Here is a 16,302-nt window from a genome sequence, read left to right as displayed (position 1 = left end):
TTGGCTTTCGCCCGCTGCAGTCCGGTGCTAAGAGGCGGCGGATATTCCCGTGGCGCGCCAAAGCGCCGTTCCCAAGAGGCTTCCCCGATCATGGCAAAAATCAAGGTGTCCAACCCCGTCGTCGAACTCGATGGCGACGAGATGACCCGGATCATCTGGCAGTACATCAAGGACAAGCTGATCAATCCGTACCTTGATGTCGAGCTGCTGTATTTCGACCTGGGCATGGAGTACCGCGACGAGACCAACGATCAGGTCACCATCGACGCCGCCGAAGCCATCAAGAAGGTCGGCGTCGGCGTCAAGTGCGCCACCATCACCCCGGACGAGGCCCGGGTGAAGGAGTTCAATCTCAAGCAGATGTGGAAGTCGCCGAACGGCACCATCCGCAACATCCTCGGCGGCGTGATCTTCCGCGAGCCGATCATCTGCAAGAACGTGCCGCGCCTGGTTCCCGGCTGGACCAAGCCGATCATCATCGGCCGCCACGCCTATGGCGACCAGTACCGCGCCACCGACATCAAGTTCCCCGGCAAGGGCACGCTGACGATGAAGTTCGTCGGCGAGGACGGCACCGTCATCGAGAAGGAAGTGTTCAAGACCCCGGGCTCCGGCGTCGCGATGCAGATGTACAATCTCGACGACTCCATCATCGACTTCGCCCGCGCTTCGTTGAACTACGGCCTGCTGCGCAACTACCCGGTCTATCTCTCGACCAAGAACACGATCATGAAGATCTATGACGGTCGCTTCAAGGACATCTTCCAGGACGTCTTCGACCGCGAGTTCAAGAAGGAATTCGACGCCAAGGGCCTGACCTACGAGCACCGCCTGATCGACGACATGGTGGCGTCGGCGCTGAAATGGTCCGGCGGGTATGTCTGGGCGTGCAAGAACTACGACGGCGACGTGCAGTCCGACACGGTCGCTCAGGGCTACGGCTCGCTCGGCCTGATGACCTCGGTCCTCCTCACCCCCGACGGCAAGACGGTGGAAGCCGAGGCCGCCCACGGCACGGTGACCCGCCATTACCGCGAGCACCAGAAGGGCAAGGAGACCTCGACCAACTCGATCGCGTCGATCTTCGCCTGGACCCGCGGCCTGTCGCATCGCGCCAAGCTCGACAACAATGCCGAGCTCGCCAAGTTCGCGAGCACCCTGGAGAAGGTCTGCGTCGACACCGTCGAGGAAGGCTACATGACCAAGGACCTCGCGCTCCTGGTCGGCGCCGACCAGCGCTGGCTCTCGACCACCGGCTTCCTCGACAAGGTCGCGGAAAACCTCACGAAAGCGTTGGCGTAAGCCCGCGCATTATTTTCGTCTGATCGGGGTTAGACATTATGGGCCGCGCCTGGGCGCGGCCCATTCATTTTGACACCGTTGCGCGGAGGCCACCCATGTCCATCGTCAAGTTCGCCGTCCCCTGCCTGCTGCTCGCGGCCGTGGCCGGACCCACCGCAGCCGCGGAGCCGCTCCCCGAGGCCATCGCCGCGCCCGGCGAGAGCGTCGTGCTCAGCGTCCACGCCGAGGGCGCGCAAGTCTATGAGTGCAAGGCAGGCACCGACGGCAAGCTCGCCTGGGCTTTCCGCGAGCCGGTCGCGACGCTCCTCGCCGAGGGCAAGACCGTCGGCCGGCACTATGCCGGCCCGAACTGGGAGCTTGCCGACGGCAGCGCCGTGGCCGGCAAGGCCATCGGCAACGCGCCGGGTGCGACGGCCGCCGATATCGCCTGGCTGAAGCTGGAGGTCGCCTCGCGCCGCGGCAGTGGCGTGCTGACGCCTGTCACTACGGTCCAGCGCATCAACACCCATGGCGGCAAGCTCGATGGTGCCTGCGACAAGGCCGGCGAATTCAAAAGCGCGCCCTACTCGGCCGAGTATGTTTTCCTGAAGAAGGGCTGACCGCTCAGCGGTCGGTGGCCTCGCGCTCGGCCTGCGCCAGTTCTGCCGCCGCGAGGTCGCCGGTCTCCTCCAGCCGCGCCTTCGCGGTCATCTGGACGTGGGCGGCGAGCGTCGGCATGCGCTCGATCAAAGCGTGAAAATCCTGGGCGTCGAGCAGCAACAGTCGGGTCTTGCGCGTCGCCGTCACCGTGCCGCTGCGTTTTGTCTTATGCAGCAGCGCGATCTCGCCGAAGAAGGTGCCGTCGCCAAGCCGCACCTGCTGGCTCGGCAGCGCGATCTCGACCTCGCCGGCAGTGATGAAATACATCGACGAGGCGGCGTCGCCGCGGCGGACCAATATCTCGCCCTGCTCGATGGTGCGGGCGCGGAGCAACCGCATGATGTCGGCAATCTCCGCTGCGCTGAGATGCGAGAACAGCGGCACCCGCGCCAGCATGCCCCAGGTGACGACGAAATCGCGCCGCCTCACCTCCTCGGCAAAGGCGGTCGAGATGATCGCGACCGGCAGCGCGATCATGGCAAAGCCGCTGATGATGGCGAACACCGAGATGAACTTGCCGAGCGGCGTCACCGGCACGACGTCACCATAACCGACGGTGCCGAGCGTCACGATCGCCCACCACATCGCATCCGGAATCGTGCCGAGCTTGTTAGGCTGCACATCACGCTCGATGGCGTAGAGCAGCGAGGCGAAGGTCAGTACCACACCGATCAGGATGACGATGCAGCCGATCAGCGCACGCCGCTCGGCATGGATGGCCGCGAGCAGCGAGCGCATCGCCGGCGAATAACGGATCAGCTTGAAGAACGGCAGCACGCCGAGCCCGGCCAGCGTCGCGTGCCGGCCTGTGGCGAGCACGATTCCCGCCGGCAGGAACGCCATGAGATCGATGATGCCGAGCGCGGAGAAGGCATAAGAGAGCCGGTCGGACAGCGCGGAGCCGTTGCGCTGGGTGTGCCCCGCCACGGTCCACAGCCGCGCCAGATATTCGAGCGCGAACACGATGACAGCGAGGACGGCGACCGCGCTGAACAGCGTGTCGAACCGCGCGTCGAGCTCCGGCACCGAGGCGAGGATCATCGCGACCACGTCGAGCACGATGACGCTGATGATCACCTGGATGAAGCGCGACCCGATCGAGTAGGCGAGCGGATCGTGCTCCAGCAATTCGTACAGGCGATCCCTTAGGTTGGGATCGGCCGAGCCACGTCCTCGCGGAACGAGGCGCATGGGATTTTAAGCGCCTGCCATCGCTTTTTCGATCGCCGCGAGCGCCTCGGGCGCCTTGGCGCCGTCGGGGCCGCCGGCCTGTGCCATGTCGGGACGGCCGCCGCCGCCCTTGCCGCCGAGCGCCTCGGAAGCGACGCGCACCAGGTTCACGGCATTGAAGCGCGCGGTGAGATCCGCGGTGACGCCGACCACGATTCCGGCCTTGCCGTCGTCGGTGACGCCGACGATGGCGACCACGCCGGAGCCGATCTGCTTCTTGCCGTCATCCGCAAGGCTCTTGAGATCCTTCATCTCGATGCCCTCGACCGCGCGCGCCATCAGCTTGACGTCGCCGACCTCGCGCACGCCTGCGGCTGCGCCATTGCTGCCGGCGGACGCGCCGCCGCCCATCGCGAGCTTCTTGCGGGCGTCGGAGAGCTCGCGCTCGAGCTTCTTGCGCTCCTCCATCAGCGCTGTGATGCGCGCGGGTACGTCGTCGATCGAGGTGCGCAGCTCGTTGGCCGCGGTCTTCGCCAGCGCCATGGTCTCGTTGGCGTGCCGGCGTGCGTAATTGCCGGTCAGCGCCTCGATGCGGCGCACGCCGGAGGCAACCGCGCTCTCGCCGGTCAGCGTGATCAGGCCGATGTCGCCGGTGCGCTTCACATGGGTGCCGCCGCAGAGCTCGACCGACCAGCCGAGCACATTGGCGCCGCGCTCACGTGCGGTCCTACCCATCGAGACGACGCGGACCTCGTCGCCATATTTCTCGCCGAACAGGGCGCGCGCCCCGGCCTCGCGGGCCTCGTCGACGCCCATGACGCGCGTGGTGACCTCGTCGTTCTCCAGCACCACGTCGTTGGCGATGTCCTCGACGCGGGCGAGCTCTTCCGCCGTGATCGGCTTCGGATGCACGAAGTCGAAGCGCAGGCGGTCGGGCGCGACCATCGAGCCGCGCTGGGCGATGTGATCGCCGAGCACCTGGCGCAGCGCCTCGTGGATGAGATGCGTCGCCGAGTGATGCGCGCGGATCGAGGAGCGCCTGCCGTGATCGACCTCGAGCTGCAGCGCAGTGCCGAGCTTCAGCTCGCCGCTCTCGACGGTGCCGACGTGAACAAAGAGATCGCCGAGCTTCTTCTGCGTGTCGGTGACGCGGAACTTGATGCCGCCTTCGCCGCTAAGCACGCCGGTGTCGCCGACCTGGCCGCCTGACTCCGCGTAGAACGGCGTCTGGTTGAGCACGATCGCACCGGTATCGCCGGCCTTGAGGCTGGCGGTTTCCTTGCCGTCCTTGACCAGCGCGGTCACGACGCCTTCAGCGCTCTCGGTCTCGTAACCCAAAAATTCCGTGGCCCCGAGCTTCTCGCGCAGTGGGAACCAGATCGCCTCGGAGGCCGCCTCGCCAGAACCCTTCCAGGACTCGCGCGCCTTGGCCTTCTGGCGCTCCATCGCGTCGGTGAACGAGGCCTGATCCACGCCGATGCCGCGCGACTTCAGCGCGTCCTGGGTCAGGTCGAGCGGGAAGCCGTAGGTGTCATACAGCGTGAAGGCGACGTCGCCGTCGAACATGTCGCCCTTTTTCAGGGACGCGCTCTTCTCGTCGAGGATGGCAAGGCCGCGCACCAGCGTCTTGCGGAAGCGGGTCTCTTCCAGCCGCAGCGTTTCCTCGATCAGGTTCTCCGCGCGCATCAGGTCGGGATAAGCCTGGCCCATCTCGCGGACCAGCGCCCAGACCAGGCGATGCATCAGCGGCTCTTTCGCACCCAGCAGCTGCGCATGGCGCATCGCGCGGCGCATGATCCGGCGCAGCACGTAGCCACGGCCCTCGTTCGACGGCAGCACGCCATCCGCGACCAGGAAGGCCGAGGAACGCAGATGGTCGGCGATGACACGGAACGAGGCGACGGTCTGCTCGTTCGGCCCGCTGCCGAGCGCGGACGCGGTCGCGTCGATCAGATGGCGGAACAGGTCGGTCTCGAACACGCTGTCGACGCCCTGCATGATGCAGGCCATGCGCTCGAGGCCCATGCCGGTGTCGATCGAGGGACGCGGCAGGTCCACGCGCTCCTCCTTCGTCACCTGCTCGTACTGCATGAACACCAGGTTCCAGAATTCGAGAAAGCGGTCGCCGTCCTCTTCCGGCGAGCCCGGAGGTCCGCCCCAGATATGGTCGCCGCGGTCAATGAAGATCTCGGAGCACGGGCCGCACGGCCCGGTGTCGCCCATCGCCCAGAAATTGTCCGAGGTCGGGATACGGATGATGCGGTCGTCGGAGAAGCCGGCGATCTTCTTCCACAGGCCGGCCGCCTCGTCGTCAGTGTGGTAGACGGTGACGAGCAGCTTGTCCTTCTTGAGCCCGAACTCCCGCGTGATCAGGGTCCAGGCCAGCTCGATCGCGCGCTCCTTGAAATAGTCGCCGAACGAGAAATTGCCGAGCATCTCGAAGAAGGTGAGATGGCGCGCGGTGTAGCCGACATTGTCGAGGTCGTTGTGCTTGCCGCCGGCGCGCACGCATTTCTGCGACGTGGTGGCGCGCTGATAGGGCCGCTTCTCGACGCCGGTGAAGACGTTCTTGAACTGCACCATGCCGGCATTGGTGAACATCAACGTGGGATCGTTGCGCGGCACCAATGGCGAGGACGACACGATCTCGTGGCCGTTCTCGGCAAAGAAGTTCAGAAAGGTCGACCTGATCTCGTTGACGCCGCTCATGTTCATCCAATCGGGTGTGCTTGGACCCGCGATACGCCATCCAAACCTGGCATTTGGGCTGATATCTGCGGGTCAAAGCGCTTTTAGACAAGGCCAGCTGCGCTGTCCAGAAACTGTGCAAGGAGATCAGTGAGTTGCCGCAGGCGCGCAATTCCGTTGCAATCCCGTTGAAAGCCGCCAAGTGCGCGTTGACAGGCTTGGCCGGCCTGTGGTCTCTACCCATCTGTATCGTACGGCCACGTCGGGAGAGACCGGCTTTGGTGCCGGCGCCGAAGGAGCAACCGCCCCGGAAACTCTCAGGCAAAAGGACCGCGTGGCTTTGACGACATCTGGAAAGAGGCGCCGACGGGCTTAAGGCCCGGACTGCGTCCGCCGACGGGATAATACTCTCAGGCACAGCGACAGATGGGGCTTCGACTGGTTAGCTCGGGGAATCGTCCCCGGGGAACCACCGAGGGCCCCGTGATGCTTGCGCGCGACGACCAAGATTCCCTGAAAAATACGCCCCTCCACGGGCTTCATGTCTCCCTCGGCGGCAAGATGGTGCCGTTCGCGGGCTATGACATGCCCGTGCAGTATCCCGCGGGCGTCCTGAAAGAGCACCTCCATACCCGTTCCTCCGCCGGCCTGTTCGACGTCTCCCACATGGGCCAGCTCGCGCTTCGGCCGAAATCCGGCAACGTCGAGGACGCCGCCCGCGCGCTGGAACGGCTGGTGCCACAGGATATCGTGGCGATCGCCCCGGGACGGCAGCGCTATGCCCAGTTCACCAATCCGGATGGCGGGATTCTCGACGATCTGATGGTCGCCAATTTCGGCGATCACCTGTTCCTGGTCGTCAACGCCGCCTGCAAGGCCGAGGACGAGGCGCATCTGCGCGCGCATCTCTCGGGCGACTGCATCATCGAGCACCTTCAAGACCGCGCCCTGATCGCGCTGCAGGGCCCGAAGGCGGAAGGGGTGCTGGCGAAATTGTGTGCAGAGGCCCCCGCCATGAAGTTCATGGATGCCGGTCCACACAAGGTCGCCGGCCTCGACTGCTTCGTCTCGCGCTCCGGCTACACCGGCGAGGACGGGTTCGAGATTTCGGTCCCCGCGGCCGATGCCGAGCGCCTCGCAAAAACGCTGCTGGACAATCCCGATGTGATGCCGATCGGCTTAGGGGCCCGCGACAGCCTGCGGCTGGAAGCCGGGCTCTGCCTCTACGGCCACGACATCGACACCGCGACCACGCCGGTCGAGGCCGCGCTGGAATGGTCGGTGCAGAAGAGCCGCCGCAGCGGCGGCGCCCGCGCCGGTGGCTTCCCCGGCGCCGAAAAGATCCTGGCTCATTTCGATAACGGCGCGAGCCGCCGCCGCGTCGGCCTGCGCGCGGAAGGCCGCGCGCCGGTGCGTGAAGGCGCGCTGCTGTTTGCCGATGCTGCGGGCGGCGAGCCGATCGGAAAGGTCACCTCGGGCGGTTTCGGCCCGAGCCTGAGCGCGCCGGTCGCGATGGGCTATGTGCCCACCGCATCGAGCGTGCTCGATACAAAACTCTTCGCCGAGGTGCGCGGCCAGCGGCTGCCGCTCACGGTCGCCGCCATGCCTTTCGTGAAAAACACCTACAAACGCTGAGGACTTAAGAAAATGACCACGACGCTGTACACCTCCGACCATGAATGGCTGGCCATCGACGGCGATGTCGCCACCGTCGGGATCACCGATTACGCGCAGTCGCAGCTCGGCGACGTCGTATTCGTCGAGCTGCCGAAGGTCGGCCGCAGCCTGAAGAAGGCGGAAGCCGCCGCCGTCGTGGAATCGGTGAAGGCCGCCTCCGACGTCTACGCGCCTGTCACCGGCGAAGTGCTCGAGACCAACGACGCGCTCGCCGCCGAGCCGGCGCTGGTGAACTCGGATGCGCAAGGCAAAGCGTGGTTCTTCAAGATCAAGATGGCCGACAAGAGCGAGCTCGGCGGCCTCATGGATGAAGCCGCCTACAAGGCCCACACGGCGTGAGATGACGAGAACAGCCCCATACTCGGTGTCATCACCCGCCTTGTGCGCACTGCGCACTGGGGCGGGTGATCCAGTACGCCGCGGCTTCTCGGTTCCAGCCGTGTCGCCTGCGTTTACTGGATGCCCCGCCTTCGCGGGGCATGACAAAGAAATCTAAAGCGAGGACCCATGATGACCGCGCACCGCAAATCCAACGGCGACACCGCCAGTTTCGTTCGCCGCCACATCGGCCCGTCGGCGCGCGATGTCACGGCAATGCTGGAGGCCGTCGGCGCCAAGAGCGTCGACGCGCTGATGGCGGAGACGCTGCCGGCCTCGATCCGGCAGTCCGCCCCGCTTGATCTCGGCAAGCCTTTGAGCGAGACCGAGGCGATCGCGCACATGGCCGAGCTCGCGCGAGAGAACCAAGTCTTCACCTCGCTGATCGGCCAGGGCTATTCCGGCACGATCTTGCCCGCGGTGATCCAGCGCAACATTCTGGAGAGCCCGGCCTGGTACACCGCCTATACGCCCTATCAGCCCGAGATCAGCCAGGGCCGGCTGGAGGCGCTGCTCAACTTCCAGACCATGATCTGCGACCTCACCGGGCTCGACGTCGCCAACGCCTCGCTGCTCGACGAGGCGACAGCCGCGGCTGAGGCCATGGCGCTCGCGGAGCGGCACTCACGGGTCGAAGCCAAGGCCTTCTTCGTCGACAAGGACGTCCATCCGCAGACGCTGGCGGTGATGCGCACCCGCGCCGAACCGCTGGGCTGGACCCTGATCGTCGGCGACCCCCTTGCCGATCTCGATAAGACCGACGTGCTCGGCGCGCTGCTGCAATATCCAGGCTCTTCGGGCGCATTGCGCGACCTCAGGCCCGCGATCGCGGCCTTGAAGGCCAAGGGCGCGCTCGCGATCGTTGCCGCCGATCTCTTGGCCCTGACGCTGCTCGCCTCGCCCGGCGAGTTGGGCGCCGACATCGCGATCGGCTCGGCGCAGCGCTTTGGCGTGCCGATGGGGTATGGCGGGCCGCACGCGGCCTATATGGCGGTGCGCGATGCGCTGAAGCGCTCGCTGCCCGGCCGCATCGTCGGCCTCTCCGTGGACTCGCGCGGGATGCCTGCCTATCGCCTCGCGCTGCAGACCCGCGAGCAGCACATCCGCCGCGAGAAGGCGACCTCCAACATCTGCACCGCCCAGGTGCTGCTCGCCGTGATCGCCTCGATGTACGCGGTCTATCACGGCCCCGAGGGGCTTTCGCAGATCGCCCGCAACGTGCATCGCCGCGCGGCCGTGCTCGCTAGCGGCCTGCGCAAGCTCGGTTTTGCGCCGCAGTCGGAAGCCTTCTTCGACACGCTCAGCGTGGATGCCGGCGCCAAGCGCGCCGAGATCGTCGCGCGCGCGGCTGCCGAAAAGATCAATCTCGGTATCGGCGAGACAGCGTTGCGCATCGCGCTCGACGAGACCACGACGCCGGCGACGGTCGAAGCCGTCTGGCGCGCATTCGGCGGCACGCTCGCCTATGCCGAGATCGACGCCACCACGCGCGAAGCGCTGCCGGAGTCGCTCAAGCGCACCACCGCCTTCCTCACCCATCCCGTGTTCCACGCGCATCGCTCCGAGACCGAGATGCTGCGCTACATGCGCAAGCTCTCGGACCGCGACCTCGCGCTCGACCGCGCGATGATCCCGCTCGGCTCCTGCACCATGAAGCTGAACGCGACCACCGAGATGATGCCGCTGACCTGGCCGGAGTTCGCCTCCTTGCATCCCTTCGCGCCGCGCGAGCAGGCCAAGGGCTATCACGCGCTGTTCGCGCGGCTGGAAAAATGGCTGTGCGACATCACCGGCTATGACGCGATCTCGCTGCAGCCGAATTCCGGCGCGCAAGGCGAATACGCCGGCTTGCTCGCGATCCGCGGCTATCATGCCGCGCGCGGCGAGACGCACCGAAAAATCTGCCTGATCCCTTCCTCCGCCCACGGCACCAATCCGGCCTCGGCCGCGATGGTTGGCATGGACGTGGTGGTGGTCGCTTGCGAGAAGAACGGCGACGTCGACGTCAATGATCTCCGCGCCAAGGCCGAGAAGCACTCGAACGACCTCGCCGCTGTCATGATCACCTATCCGTCGACGCACGGCGTGTTCGAGGAGCATATCCGCGAGATCTGCGACATCGTCCACGGCCATGGCGGCCAGGTCTATCTGGACGGCGCCAACCTCAATGCGCAGGTGGGTTTGTCGCGGCCCGGCGATTACGGCGCCGACGTCAGCCATCTCAACCTGCACAAGACGTTCTGCATCCCGCATGGCGGCGGCGGCCCGGGCATGGGCCCGATCGGCGTCAAGGCGCATCTCGCGCCGTTCCTCCCCGGTCATCCCGCGACGAATGGGGACGCACCGGTCGGCCCGGTGTCGGCCGCGCCGTTCGGCTCGGCGTCGATCCTCACCATCTCCTACATCTACATTCTGATGATGGGCGGCGACGGATTGAAGCGCGCCACCGAAATCGCGATCCTCAACGCCAACTACATTGCCGCGCGCCTCGATGCGCACTTCCCGGTGCTCTACAAGAACGCGAAGGGCCGCGTCGCACATGAGTGCATCGTCGACCCGCGCGCGCTGAAGACGACCTCAGGCGTCACCGTCGACGACATCGCCAAGCGCCTGATCGATTACGGCTTCCATGCCCCGACCATGAGCTTCCCGGTCCCGGGCACGCTGATGATCGAGCCGACCGAATCGGAATCCAAGGCGGAGCTGGATCGTTTTTGCGACGCCATGATCGCAATCCGGAAGGAGATCGCCGAGGTCGAGGCCGGCCGCTTCAAGATCGAGGCCTCGCCGCTGCGAAACGCTCCGCACACCGTGCACGACATCGCAGACGATGCGTGGAATCGCGCCTACACCCGTGCCGAGGGCTGCTTCCCCGCGGGCACCTCGCGCACCGACAAATATTGGTGCCCGGTCGGGCGCGTCGACAACGTCTATGGCGACCGCAACCTGGTGTGCTCTTGCCCGCCGGTGAGCGACTACGCGGAGGCTGCGGAGTAAGGGATTCGCAGGGTGGGCAAAGCGACTTGTCCGCCGTAGCTCGAAGAGCGAAGGCGGAAGCGTGCCCACCACCTTAGTGCGCGTTGAAATATGGTGGGCACGGCGCTTGCGCGCCTTGGCCCACCCTACGGTCCCTTCGTCAAAACAGGGCCGTAGCGCCATAGCCGATCGTTGATCAGGTGCGTACCGCCCCACCAGCGATCGATTGGATTGTGGCGGCTGAAATCCTCCTGATGGGCCAGGACAGCCTTGCCGAATTCGGTCAATGACAGGCAGCTGCGCAGATACGCGGCGTGCCGATCCCTCAGGTTTTCCCGGTCGATTGTGCGCAGTTCATCGTCCAACCCTGCCACCGCGGGCCTCGGACCATGCGCCAGCCCTTGAAGCAACCATCCTGACTCAAATTCACGGAATATCCGCGTGCCTCGGAGTGTGCGCAGGTGAAACAGCGCATTTGTGAGCGTGAACCCTCGCGCAATGAGCTCCAGAAACCGAAACTCAGTTGCACCAAGTCCTGTCAAAGGCGACGGAAGCTCTTCCAACAGATCGAGCAGAGCCAGCCTCAACATCGGCAATGCGCTAAGGTCCTTGTGGATCAGATCAGCGCAGGCCTCGGGTGTCGGCGCGCTATAGGCCTGCCAGGCCATCTTGGCGGTCATAAGCTCATTGGCCGTGACGCTCACGACGGGAATATGGGATGCGGAATTTCCGAGCCTTTCGATTCTCACGTCGAAAAAATCGGACGCTAGCAAACGTAATCGAAGCTTTTCGAGCAGCTGGGGGCATGAATCGAAATAGTCGAGCAGCCAAATCAACTGCAATTGATCTTCAGGGTTCGAGTCAAACCAAAGTTCAATTTCGTCATAGCGCTCGCAAAACTCGGCAAAAGGCAGGTTCCTGCGATCCTTGAAGGCGCGAGGCCAGACGACGCCCCAATCCGACCAGTGATCGCCCGTCCTGAGCGGGCCTGAGCGCGCCCCGAAATAAGCTGCGAGATATTCAGGTGAAGGCAGCGGATCCCACGCGAAACGAAAAAAGAAAAAAACGACGATCTCAGCCAGCTCCGACTTGGCAAGATCAGCGCCGGACGAACTGGTCAAGATCAGACGTCTCATCGCTCCACCAGATCATTATTATCAGGCCCAAAACGAAACGGGCGCTGACGACGTCGGCAACTCAACGTCCTCAGCGCCCGCTCCTCGCGAAAGTTCTTCGCGTTAGGTTTACTCGTCCGCCGGCTCCTCGCCATCGGCGTCGCGCTCGGGCGTGCCGGCGAGAATCTGCTCGGCGATCAGGCCGGAGTTCTGGCGGATCGAGGTCTCGATCTTGGCGGTGATGTCGGGGTTGGCCTTCAAAAACGCCTTCGAGTTCTCGCGGCCCTGACCGAGGCGCTGGCTGTCATAGGAGAACCAGGCGCCGGACTTTTCGACGATGCCGGCCTTGACGCCGAGATCGAGGATCTCGCCCATCTTGGAAACGCCCTCGCCGTACATGATGTCGAACTCGACCTGCTTGAAGGGCGGCGCCAGCTTGTTCTTTACCACCTTGACGCGCGTGGTGTTGCCGACCACTTCGTCGCGCTCCTTGATCGCGCCGATGCGGCGGATGTCGAGGCGGACGGAGGCATAGAATTTCAGCGCGTTGCCGCCGGTCGTGGTTTCCGGCGAGCCGTACATCACACCGATCTTCATGCGGATCTGGTTGATGAAGATCACCATGGTGTTGGATTTGTTGATCGAGGCCGTCAGCTTGCGCAGCGCCTGGCTCATCAGACGAGCCTGGAGACCCGGCAGCGCATCGCCCATCTCGCCCTCAAGCTCGGCCTTCGGCACCAGAGCCGCGACCGAATCGACCACCAGCACGTCCACCGCACCCGAGCGCACCAGCGTGTCGCAGATTTCCAGCGCCTGCTCGCCCGTGTCCGGCTGCGAAATCAGGAGCTCGTCGATGTTGACGCCCAGCTTGCGCGCATAGACCGGGTCGAGCGCGTGCTCGGCGTCGATGAAGGCACAGATGCCGCCCTTCTTCTGCGCTTCCGCCACCGTGTGCAGCGCCAGCGTGGTCTTGCCCGACGATTCCGGCCCGTAGATTTCCACGACGCGCCCCTTCGGCAGACCGCCGATCCCGAGCGCAATGTCGAGCCCGAGGGACCCCGAGGACACCGCCTCGACATCCATCGACCGGTCGTTCTTGCCGAGCTTCATCACCGAGCCCTTGCCGAACTGGCGCTCGATCTGGGAGAGCGCGGCGGCCAGAGCTTTACTCTTGTCCATGGAAGATCCTTCGACGATACGCAGGGCAGTGTTGGACATTGGGTCGTGCTCCTTATGGCGAGGATTCGGGTGCGGGACAAACGATTGGCGCGGCGGGTCGTCGATAAAAGCAATGTACCCCATTTGTTCCTGGTTCGCAATATGTTCTTTCGCGGATTTTGGTACTGGCCTGTTTCCGAGCGCGGCGGCCTAGTTTGAATTTGGGAGTGGCCTGTTTTGTTCTTGCACTATTTTTGCGTGCATCTGCAGGCGAAACACCCGAAGGTAACTTTGGCAGCAGATGTCAGGGATAACTTATAAGCTCAATTGTTGAGCATAGGTATTATCGTAGGGCCAACACTTTAGACAGGTGCTTTCCGTATTGACCCTGAGTGTCTTTCGAATTTGTGAGTGACCTAGTTCGTTGGACGGCTCATATTAAAGGCATGGTCATAAATGCTCTCAAACTTGCCGGAGTGGCCGCCCTGGTACTGATCACGACCGGGGCGTGGCCCAACCCGCGCTACGGGGCGGCAATTGCCTTGGGCGTTTGCATCATGGCGGCCGTCGTACTTCATTTCGCCGCCCCGTAAGGCCGCCTCAGTTGGCGGCCTCGTTCACAAGTCCATTTCATACTGTTGACCGAAAATCCTTCTGACGTGCCCCTCGTACTCGCCCTGATCTCGCGATACCTGAGCAATACCTGGAAGCTGACCCAGATGCTGGCGTAGCGCCTTCACGCCGATATCGGAAAGGAATTGGTGCAGCCTCTTGCGTCGCCGGCCAGTACCCGGATTTTGGCACAGACCTGTTTCCGACCTCGATGGCCTGATTTGAAAACGACAGCGGCCCGTTTTTGTTCTCGGGACTACGATTGGTGTATCCGGGAGCGGAACGTCGCCGTCATAAATCCGCAATCCCCAGCGAATCTTTTGCGGTGTCCGGCCTGTCTGAGGATGGTGCCGCTAGTCGTTGAGGGAGCCTGGGTGATGACGGAAAACACGCAGCAGGCGGACAGGCGCAATCGGCTCTTGGAAGCCGCCGCGCAGGAAATGATCAAATTCGAACAGAAGGAAAATGAGTTCCGCAGGCGAGATCGCGAGGAGCGCGCGGCGGAGCTTCGTCTGCCTCTGGATAAGTTCAATCTCCACTGAGCGGCGCCGACAATTTCACACAACTGTCATGGCACGTTCCTAGCATTGTCATGCGACGGGGGTCCGGCGCGCGGCTCTCCGTCCAACCTCGGCCTAGACCACCAGATGGGCGGAGAGCTCGCCGACCTCCTGAACCATCGCGGCACGCCCGGGTTAGCTCGGCATGTATCGCGTCTGGTATTTTGTCGCCTTCCTCGCCGCGACCGGGATCGGCTTCGTATTTCTGGTCACGACAACCCGCCTTGTGGGCGGATGACGCAAGACCGCCTCAGTAGGCGGCCTGACGGGAACGACTTTCCAATAAAGCGATTGAGATTCCGGTCTGTGGCGCGACACTCTCGCGCCATCCACCCGGAACGGTCCATCGTACAATGCGCGCGTTGGCGATGGGCCGGATCTCGTGAGGCCGCCCCGGTTGGCGGCCTCTTTCGTTTCGTGAAGTCTTCCTTCTGCCAGGGAAGCCCCTTGGTACCGACTGGTTGATCCCGATGGATCAGCTTGAAGATGCGGGGCTTGGCAAAGCGCCGCGTTGCGGCGTCGCCCCAGTGTCCCAAGTTGAATTCGGCAGTGTCCCGCAACGTGACATAAAACCTTGGCACAGGTTGTGCAGACTAATCGTCACCGGGGTTTTGCATCGACCTCTCCGGGGCTGGAAAGCCGCCGCCCGCGCAACATTTAAGCGGGCGGCGTTTTTATTGGTGTCCTGATCTGACAGCGCTCGTGTCCTACTTAGGCCAAGCATCCGGATTTTGGCGTTGGCCCGTTTCTGAACGCGGTGGCCTGGTTTGATCTTGGGAGTGTTCCAGTTCGAGAAGTTAACATTCGGCAAGGAACCCAAATCCTCGCCGTGCTATTTTCATTCATCACAGAAAGGACCGTGGCTTTTATCTGTGATGAGAACGCCATTAGCGCTCCCGCCTTCCTCCCATGGACAGGAGCGCGCCATGTTCAAACGGCGTCGTTTCAAGCAACAGCTTACGCTTCAAGACCGCCTGTCCGCATGGGCGAAGCACCTCGAAGAGCAGGCCGCGAAACTTCCGCCGGGTGCAGAGCGTGAAGCCCTCGTTAGGAAGGCCCGCCAAGCCGACGTGGCAAACCATCTGGACGATTGGGCGAAGTCTCCCGGCTTGCAGCCGCCGAGGTGAGGCCCATGATCGAGCAGCCCCACGTCAATCCGTATTCAGTTCACGCGCGCATCTGCCTTGGCATTGCAGCCTTCGGCGCCGCGCTGTTTGTTGCAGCGCTCTTCATGGGTATGCGGTAAGGCCAGGTGCCGCTCTCGGACCAAGCCCGAGGAACAGATCGACGCGAAAGAGCCCAATCCCCCCGCTTGGAAGAGGCACGCCAGATCATCGAGGAATACACAGCCAGCCTGCGCGAGATTATCCGGAAGCTCCGCCAGAAGATGAATTAAGGCCGCCTCAGTTGGCGGCCTCTTTCATTTCAAAGGTCACTGAGCCGGTAGGCCGGTTCGCGCTGATATCGTTCGGCGGATGAATTCACTTGGAGCCGCCTCCCTTCAACCATATGGAAACTGCCGATCGTCAAGCGCGAGATTGGAATGCTTGTCGCACCGCTAATCCGCCTTCGCGGGTGTCAAAAGAACGGCCCCGGCGCGCGAGCAGCACAACGGGGCCGGATGGCCGCAAGGAGGCTGAAGTCGGTGGCGACCATCGGCTTAGATACGGGTCATGCCGCCACTGGTTTCAGTCAGGCCACCTGTCCTAATACGCGACACAAAACCTTGGCACAACTTGTGCAACCTCATCCTCACCGGAGTTTTGCTCTAAACCCACCGGGGCTGGAAAGCCGCCGCCCGCGCTCATTTTAAGCGGGCGGCGTTTTTGCTTCTGCCACCCATGAATTTCTCAGTGTCCTAATTCGATTTGCCGGGTGTCCTATTGGGACAGCCCCCGGATTGGTGCTGTCCTAATTAGGACAGCCGTGAGAGGCCGCCAACTGAGACGGGATCGTGTCCCTAAGCGTGGTGTAGCTGGCGGCGGGTCACCGCGTTCGCCGGCATGGGCCGGGCTGATCAGCTGGCG

General features: G+C 63.7%; 11 protein-coding genes and 1 riboswitch. Of the genes, 7 read left to right on the top strand and 4 right to left on the bottom strand.

Annotated elements, in window-relative coordinates; all coding sequences use genetic code 11:
* The first annotated feature begins 90 nt into the window (after positions 1-90).
* On the top strand, positions 91-1,302 hold the full coding sequence (locus AC5ZFO_RS37580) for an NADP-dependent isocitrate dehydrogenase (RefSeq protein ID WP_282523092.1): 1,212 nt from the start codon (positions 91-93) through the stop codon (positions 1,300-1,302).
* A gap of 95 nt (positions 1,303-1,397) precedes the next feature.
* Positions 1,398-1,901 (top strand): DUF3455 domain-containing protein, encoded by a 504-nt coding sequence (locus tag AC5ZFO_RS37575; RefSeq protein ID WP_496123442.1) that lies wholly within the window; start codon positions 1,398-1,400, stop codon positions 1,899-1,901.
* A 4-nt stretch (positions 1,902-1,905) separates the two neighbouring features.
* Here AC5ZFO_RS37575 and AC5ZFO_RS37570 read toward each other — a convergent pair whose 3' ends face one another.
* Both AC5ZFO_RS37570 and alaS read right to left on the bottom strand, forming a co-directional pair.
* Positions 1,906-3,132, bottom strand: coding sequence for a cyclic nucleotide-gated ion channel (locus tag AC5ZFO_RS37570; protein ID WP_282523090.1), 1,227 nt, complete (start codon positions 3,130-3,132; stop codon positions 1,906-1,908).
* 6 nt (positions 3,133-3,138) lie between these two features.
* Positions 3,139-5,820 (bottom strand): alanine--tRNA ligase, encoded by a 2,682-nt coding sequence (gene alaS / locus AC5ZFO_RS37565; protein WP_496123441.1) that lies wholly within the window; start codon positions 5,818-5,820, stop codon positions 3,139-3,141.
* Positions 5,821-6,052: 232 nt separating this feature from the next.
* A riboswitch (glycine riboswitch) is annotated at positions 6,053-6,141 on the top strand.
* A gap of 144 nt (positions 6,142-6,285) precedes the next feature.
* Between alaS and gcvT the strand changes: the two genes are divergently transcribed.
* The 3 genes from gcvT to gcvP all read left to right on the top strand — a co-directional run bounded on the left by gcvT (position 6,286) and on the right by gcvP (position 10,851).
* Positions 6,286-7,434 carry a glycine cleavage system aminomethyltransferase GcvT gene (gcvT, locus tag AC5ZFO_RS37560; RefSeq protein WP_496123440.1) on the top strand — a complete coding sequence of 383 codons (1,149 nt, stop codon included), beginning with the start codon at positions 6,286-6,288 and terminating at the stop codon, positions 7,432-7,434.
* A 12-nt stretch (positions 7,435-7,446) separates the two neighbouring features.
* On the top strand, positions 7,447-7,815 hold the full coding sequence (gene gcvH, locus AC5ZFO_RS37555) for a glycine cleavage system protein GcvH (RefSeq protein ID WP_282523087.1): 369 nt from the start codon (positions 7,447-7,449) through the stop codon (positions 7,813-7,815).
* A 171-nt stretch (positions 7,816-7,986) separates the two neighbouring features.
* Entirely contained in the window at positions 7,987-10,851 is a 2,865-nt protein-coding gene (gene gcvP, locus AC5ZFO_RS37550) for an aminomethyl-transferring glycine dehydrogenase (protein ID WP_282523197.1), read from the top strand.
* A gap of 125 nt (positions 10,852-10,976) precedes the next feature.
* On the opposite strand, the gene AC5ZFO_RS37545 is transcribed toward gcvP, so the two are convergent.
* Positions 10,977-11,951 (bottom strand): hypothetical protein, encoded by a 975-nt coding sequence (locus AC5ZFO_RS37545; RefSeq protein WP_282523086.1) that lies wholly within the window; start codon positions 11,949-11,951, stop codon positions 10,977-10,979.
* A gap of 123 nt (positions 11,952-12,074) precedes the next feature.
* On the bottom strand, positions 12,075-13,163 hold the full coding sequence (recA, locus tag AC5ZFO_RS37540; protein ID WP_014494106.1) for a recombinase RecA: 1,089 nt from the start codon (positions 13,161-13,163) through the stop codon (positions 12,075-12,077).
* A 929-nt stretch (positions 13,164-14,092) separates the two neighbouring features.
* Here recA and AC5ZFO_RS37535 point away from each other — a divergent pair.
* Positions 14,093-14,257, top strand: coding sequence for a hypothetical protein (locus AC5ZFO_RS37535; protein WP_282523085.1), 165 nt, complete (start codon positions 14,093-14,095; stop codon positions 14,255-14,257).
* A 944-nt stretch (positions 14,258-15,201) separates the two neighbouring features.
* Positions 15,202-15,402, top strand: coding sequence for a hypothetical protein (locus AC5ZFO_RS37530; protein WP_282523084.1), 201 nt, complete (start codon positions 15,202-15,204; stop codon positions 15,400-15,402).
* The last annotated feature ends 900 nt before the right edge of the window (positions 15,403-16,302 follow it).

The organism is Bradyrhizobium sp. Unk1, assembly GCF_059512345.1.
This window is presented reverse-complemented; position numbering and strand designations above follow the sequence as displayed.